The following is a 5,091-nucleotide window of genomic DNA, read 5'->3' as shown; positions in this document are numbered from 1 at the left end:
CCGGCCGGCGTGCCCCACACCCCCCCCTGCCGGTGCGCCCCGGGCCGCCGCCTCGCCGCCCCCCTTGCCGGCGGCGGCGCGTCCCCGTCGGGGGGCTCCCCGGGGAGCCCGCCGACGGGGGCACCCGCTCACGGGGCTCCAGTCCACCACTGGCCGGGCTCAGCCGAAGACGTGCGCCATCCAGCCGCGCAGGCGCTCGTCGAAGTCGGCGGCGCCGGTGAAGTCGTTGGCCGGGATCACGCCGACCTCGGCGTCTTCCTGTTCCTCCCAGCCGGCGGCGAGGTACTCGACGTCGGCCCAGCCGCCGCGGAACAGCACCACGTGCAGCTCGCCGCCGGACAGCGGGTCCACGACCTGAACGCCGACGGAGTCCGGGTCCGTGACGCGGGCGCGGTCCGTCTCCAGCGGCTGCGGCCACGGGGCCAGGGCGTCGCGCCAGGTGAGCGCGCCGACCGTCAGACCGGCGGCCCGCCAGCGTACGGCCCGGGCGGCGATCCGCTCGGCGGCGCGGTCGAGGTCGACGATGCGCTCCACGACGGCGTTCACTCCCCTTTCGTCGACGACCCCGGTCGGGGAACTCTCGTCGGCGATCTTGTTCGTTGACAGGGTGTCCGCGGCGTGGCTCTAATGGGGGCGTGCAGCGTGGCGCCGGCCACAGAGTAGTGGGCCGGCCGGTGACCGGGCGAGCACCTTTATCCGAGGGACGATGCGCGATGAGTACTTTCTCCGCTGCCCTGATCTGACGTAGGCGGTCACCGCGGTGTCCGCGTGCGCGCCCATGCACCGCGTGTGGCTGTGACTCCCCATCCCTGTAGGAGACTTCACCCACACCCATGTCCACACCCACACCCATGTCCACGAACCATGTCAGCCGGTTCAACCGGAGCGTCATCGAGGAGTTCCGCGCCAACGGCGGGCGGGTCGGCGGCCCGTTCGAGGGCGGTGATCTGCTGCTGCTCACCACGGCCGGGGCCGGCTCGGGCAAGCCGCACACCGTGCCGCTCGGGTACGTCCGGGCCGAGGGGCTGCTCCTGGTCGTCGCCTCCGCCGCCGGGGCGCCGGACCACCCGCAGTGGTACCGCAACCTGCTCGCCCGACCTGTGGTCCGGGTCGAACTCGGCTCCGAGGCGTTCGACGTGATCGCCGTCCCCGCCGAAGGCGCCCGACGGGAGCGGCTGTTCGCAGCCGTCGTCCGGCAGGCTCCCGGGTACGGCGACTACCAGGCGAACACCGACCGGGAGCTACTGGTGGTCGTCCTGGAGCGGCCCGAGACACCCGCGCGCGAGGTGCGCAGCCTCGCCGACAAGCTGCTGGAGGCGCACACCTGGCTGCGTGCGCAGCTGCGCCACGTCCGGGAGGAGGCGCACTCGCACGTCGCGGGCCGACCGGCCGGCCTCGGGCTCCAACTACGCCAGCACTGCCTCGCCTTCTGCGAGGGGCTGACGCACCACCACACCGGCGAGGACGCCGCGATCTTCCCCGCGCTCGCGCGCAACCACCCGGAACTGGCCGGGGTGCTGGAACAGCTGGGCGAACAGCACCTGGTGATCGGCCGGATCAAGGAGGAGCTGGTGGCGCTGCTGGCCGGGATCGAGGTCACCGAACCGGACCGGCTCCGGGCCGAGCTGGACCGGATGTCGGCCGAGCTGGAGGCGCACCTCGACTACGAGGAAGCGGAACTGCTACCGACGCTCGCCGGGATCCCGTTCCCGCCGCTACGGCCCGGTCCGGCCCGGGACTGAGACGCACGAACGCCGTCGGCCCCTCTCCCCACGCTCGGGGAGAGGGGCCGACGGCCCGTGTGCCGGTTCGGCGGCGCCCTGGAGCGGCGGCCTGCCGATGCCACAGCCGTGCGTACGTGACGGGCTTACCGATGCGACGGACCCGCTCGTACGGCGGGCCTGCCGATGTGATGGCCTACCGGCGTGAGGCCGTTACGACTGGGTGAAGACCGGGAGGTAGCCACCGGACTGGCCGGCGGCCTTCGGGTGGTAGCTCTCGTCGACCGGCAGGGTGGCGCTGTTCAGCCAGGTGGTCTGCGAGCCGCAGATCTCGTGCTCGGTGAAGATGCTGCGCACGTCGCCGAAGCTGAAGCCGGCGTTGGCGACCCGCTTGGCGATGACCTCGTCCAGCGTGTCGGCGGCGCCGTTGATCGCGGCGCGCTTGGTGTCACTGATGCCGAGGATGCAGCTGCCGCCGATCTTGTAGAGGTGCGGGTAACCCAGCACCACCACGTGGGCGTTCGGCGCCTTGCTGTGGATCGTCGAGTACACCTTGTCCAGCTGGGCGGGCAGGGTGTTGCGGGCGTAGTTCTGGGCCGCGCTGACAGCGCTGAGGCAGGTGCTGTCCGACTCCAGCACGCAGGTCTTCATGGTGTCGGCGAAGCCGGCGTCGTTACCGCCGACCGACAGGCTGACCAGCGTGGTGCTGGAGCTCAGCGCGGAGATCTGGTTGCTGAGGACGTCTCCGGTTCTGGCACCGGAACACGCGACGAACGAGAAGGACGACGGCGAGTGCGCGTTCTTCCACAGGTACGGGTAGGCGTTGGTGCTTCGCTTGCAGTTGCCGCTGTCGCTCAGGTAGCTGCCGGCACCGACACCGGCGGAGTAGGAGTCCCCGAGAGCGACGTAGTTGACGCTGGCCGCGTTCGCGGATGACGCGGTGAACAAGGTGGTCAGAGTGAGCAGAGCCGCTATCGCGGCAACGGACATGGCGCGCGCCGGACGGAGCATGGCACCTCCTGGTGTGGTATGGGTCACAGAAGTGATACCAGGCAGTAGGTGAACCGGGAAGCTGTCATGCCAAGGACATTGACGGACTGTCCGACAACGTAGAAGTGAACCATCGGCCACAGGGCGTGAGTTGGCGCTGGTCAGCGCCGGTGTACGCCGACCGGCGTCGGTCATCGCGCGTAGACAGTGGTCGGTGAAAAAGTCAGCGAGTGGTCAGTTGGTAGTCAGGGCACGGCCAGGACGCCGTTACGACCCGGCCACCGCCGGGCCACCCCGCGGTAAGGCGCGTCGCGGGGTGCCGGGGCTCGCCACGGCACAGCGCGACGCGAACCGGCACGACATGAACCGGCACGACACAACCCGGCTCCGCACGAACCGACCCCGCGCGCAAGGGCGTCAGCGCACGCGGACTCCGACGCACGCGACTCCGGCTCGAAATCCCTGACCGCAGATCAGCCGGACGACGCCGGCACCCGACGGCCCCTCCTCGGGCTACGCGAGGCCCGGGTTCGGCTCGCTCGGGCGCACCGCATCCGGGCGCACCGCATCCGGGTGGACGGCGTCCGGGTGGACGGCGTCCGAACACACCGCATCCGGGTAGACGGCGCCGGGGAAGACCGCACAGCCCTCCACCGGCAGCTCCTCGATCGCCTCGTTCGCGGCGACCGGCACGCCGAGCCGGCGGGCGGCGGCGGCGACCGCCGCCCGGGCCTGGCGCAGCCCGGGCGCGCCCCAGCCGAGCAGTTCGACGGCGAGTCCGGGCGCGACCAGCAGCCGTCGGTAGTGCCGGCCGGAGGCCGGGTCGGCCACGCTCGGGCCGACCGCGCGCAGCGCCGCCGCCATCCGGACCCGCGCGCACTCGTGCCCGCCGTTGGCCGAGCCGACCCGGTCGTAGAGGTAACCGAGGTAGTACGGTCGGCCGATCACGGCCTGGGCCTCCTCGGCCGCCTCCCGGGCCAGCGCGGAGGCCGGATCCCCGGCGTCCTCCGGCTCCAGCGATCCGCCGGGGAGCGAGCAGATCCCGTCCCTGGGGTTGACCAGGGTCAGCACCCGCCCGTCCGGAGCGAACAGCCACCCCCAGGACTGCTTCACCGGCAGCCCCTCGGGCACCTGCTCGCCCGGCCGCCACGGCCACCCCGCCGTGGGACGCCGGCGCACCCTGCCGAGCAGCTCGGCGATCTCCGCGCTGTACTCGATCCGGCTCATGCGTCCCCCTCTCGCTGTCGGGCTCGCCGGACCGACAGTGCGCGGGACGGACCTGCGGAGCACGGTACGGAGCGGAGCGGCCGGAGCGGCGGCGTGGGGCACCGCGCGCTCCTGCTGTTGATCTTCTCCGAATCTTCCCCGAACAGGCGGTCGATGAACAGTCCCCAGCGCCGCATGGTGGATGGGAGGGGTGGAAACCCCCTGATCACCCCAGCGGCCCACCCCCCTCCCCCGGCGCCGCCGGGCCGGGCTCCGGGAAGCCCGGCAGCGGGAAGCCCGGTCGCGGGACCACCCCGGGCGGGAACGGCAGCCCGCGCGCGGCGTCGTCGGCCAGCTCGTCGAACACCTCGTGCACCGTCATCGGCCGCAACCGCCCGCCGGCCAGCGCCCAACCGCGCACCCACGGCCCGTCCGACGCCGAGGCCCCGGGCGCCGGGACGCCCGGATCGCCGTGCAGCAGCAACGCCCCCGCCCCACCACCGGCGACCCCCGCCGCCAGCGTGACGCAGAACGCCTCGGTGTCCCGCCCGGCGGGGTAGAGGCCGCCCGCCTCCACACAGACCTCCACCGCCGAGCTGAGCTGCTCGCCGTCCTCCGGGCCGTGGCAGCGCAGCGTCAGCAGGTGACAGCCCTCCCCCGCGCCCTCGGCCAGCGCGAGGTAGGCCGACGTCACGTACCGCATCACCGCCGCCAGCCGCTGCTGCCCGTCCGGGTCGTCGCCGACCGCCTCCAGCAGGGCCACGCCCGCGACGGACATCCGCACCCGCGCCCGGTGGTCGTCCAGCAGGACCGGGAGCAGTTCGGCCAGCCGCTCCCCCGCATAGACGAAGGGCTCCCCGGCCAGCTCCGGATCGCCCGCGTACGCGACCCGGGCGGCGGGCGTCCGGGGGTCGAGGCCGAGCGCCGTGCAGTAGTCCTCGTAGTCACCCGCCTCCAGGACCCGCAGGTGCACCTCCAGGCCCTGCGCGTGCAGGGCCTGGAGGTGCTCCTCCGCGCGCCGCAGGTACTCCTGGTGGGCGAGCCGGCCGAACAGCCCGTACCGCGCGAGGCCGGCGAAGTCGGCCGCGGCCGCCGCCAGCGCGACCGCCACCGGCTGCGGCGGCGGGGCACCCCGGGCCCGCCCGCCGCGCCGCCCCCGCGCACCGGCCCCGCC

5 protein-coding genes are annotated in these 5,091 nt (G+C 73.4%); 1 reads left to right on the top strand and 4 read right to left on the bottom strand.

Translation table 11 applies throughout. From position 1 onward, the window contains the following. Positions 1–159 precede the first annotated feature (159 nt). Positions 160–546: a hypothetical protein gene (locus ACFVTF_RS38475; protein ID WP_371520629.1), complete on the bottom strand. Its 387-nt coding sequence runs from the start codon at positions 544–546 to the stop codon at positions 160–162. Between the two features lie 305 nt (positions 547–851). Here ACFVTF_RS38475 and ACFVTF_RS38470 point away from each other — a divergent pair, with 305 nt between their 5' ends. Beyond that, positions 852–1,742, top strand: coding sequence for a nitroreductase/quinone reductase family protein (locus ACFVTF_RS38470; protein ID WP_387818872.1), 891 nt, complete (start codon positions 852–854; stop codon positions 1,740–1,742). 192 nt (positions 1,743–1,934) lie between these two features. Here the strand turns inward: ACFVTF_RS38470 and ACFVTF_RS38465 are convergent, their stop codons facing one another. The 3 genes from ACFVTF_RS38465 to ACFVTF_RS38455 all read right to left on the bottom strand — a co-directional run. Continuing rightward, positions 1,935–2,732 carry an SGNH/GDSL hydrolase family protein gene (locus ACFVTF_RS38465; protein ID WP_371520625.1) on the bottom strand — a complete coding sequence of 266 codons (798 nt, stop codon included), beginning with the start codon at positions 2,730–2,732 and terminating at the stop codon, positions 1,935–1,937. A 492-nt stretch (positions 2,733–3,224) separates the two neighbouring features. After that, positions 3,225–3,938: a hypothetical protein gene (locus ACFVTF_RS38460; RefSeq protein ID WP_387818871.1), complete on the bottom strand. Its 714-nt coding sequence runs from the start codon at positions 3,936–3,938 to the stop codon at positions 3,225–3,227. Between the two features lie 205 nt (positions 3,939–4,143). Further along, positions 4,144–5,091: hypothetical protein (locus ACFVTF_RS38455; RefSeq protein WP_387818870.1), on the bottom strand; the 948-nt coding region annotated here is incomplete at its 5' end.

The sequence above is a fragment of the Kitasatospora sp. NPDC057940 genome (assembly GCF_042887425.1).
In the GTDB taxonomy this organism is placed as follows: Bacteria; Actinomycetota; Actinomycetes; order Streptomycetales; family Streptomycetaceae; genus Kitasatospora.
Note: the sequence above shows the minus strand (reverse complement) of the source record. Positions and strands in the feature narration are given on the sequence as shown.